Consider the following 1,080-nt stretch of genomic DNA (forward strand, 5'->3'; position numbering starts at 1 on the left):
CGGACGCGGCAATGACATGACAGCCACACCCGGCATCCCTGGGTGCCCTGATCTTACGAATGACCAGAACGATCCCACGAAGAAAGGTATGGAAGACCTGTGAGGACACCGTTCACTTCCCTGGGCCGGGGAGGGCCGCGGCGGCTCCCCGCCGCGCGCGCGGCCTTCGTGGTCCTGGCGGCCACGGCGAGTGCGTTCACCGCGCCGTTCCCCGCGGGGGCGGCCGACGCCTCGCGGGACGTCTCCCGGACGGTGCTGCAGAGCGGCCAGAAGGCATTCACACCGGGCGTCTACCTCTTCGTGGTCCCGGCCGGGGTGACCCGGATGACCGTGCGCGTCTGGGGCCGTGGCGGCACCGGAGCGGGCGGTGGCGGGGGTGGGGGAGGCGGTGGCGGTGGTGGTGGCGGAAGCTACCCGCCCCTGATCGCGAACCCGGTCGGTGGTGGTGGCGGCGGTGGAGGTGCGGGCGGCAGTGGCGGGGGCGCGGGTGGCAGTGGCGGCAGCGGCGGTTACACGGAGTGCACGACCGCCGTCACGGCGGGAGACAGGTTCGAGGTCTACGTGGCCGGGCCCGGCAGGCCGTCCGGGGGCGGCGGTGGAGGTGCGGGCGGCCTTGGAGGCGCGGCCGGCACCATCGCGACCAGCGGCCGGGCCGGCACCGCCGGCGCGGGCGGCGGCGGAGGAGGCGCCGACACCACCGGACCGATCACCGGCATCGCGGGGCTCAGCACGCGGGTCTTCGCGAAGCCCGGCGGCAACGGGAGCGCCGGGGGCTCCGGCTCCGGCGGCGGTGCGGGACAGGGCGGGGAGAACGGCAAGATCGGCGCGTCGGGGGGTGCGGGTGGTGCCGGAGGTGTGTCCGGCACCACCGGACGAGGGGGTGCGGGCGGCGGGTCGGCGTCCGCCTCCCCCATCACGCGCTGTTCGGGGACGCTGACGCAACTGCCCGGTAATCCCGGGACCGCCGGCCAGTCCGGTGCTGCGGGCGACGACGGCATCACCGGCGGCCAGGGTGTGGAGGGCAGCCCCGGTTCGGGCGAGCGCGGCGGTTCGGGCGGCGCCGGTGGAACCGGTTCCACC

1 protein-coding gene is annotated in these 1,080 nt (G+C 75.9%); it reads left to right on the forward strand.

Annotated features, from left to right (window positions below):
* Nucleotides 1-99: 99 nt before the first annotated feature.
* Nucleotides 100-1,080 (forward strand): hypothetical protein (locus ACFRQN_RS40895; protein WP_380745732.1); only part of this gene is annotated, 981 nt, incomplete at its 3' end.

The organism is Kitasatospora sp. NPDC056800 (assembly GCF_042789775.1).
GTDB lineage: Bacteria > Actinomycetota > Actinomycetes > Streptomycetales > Streptomycetaceae > Kitasatospora.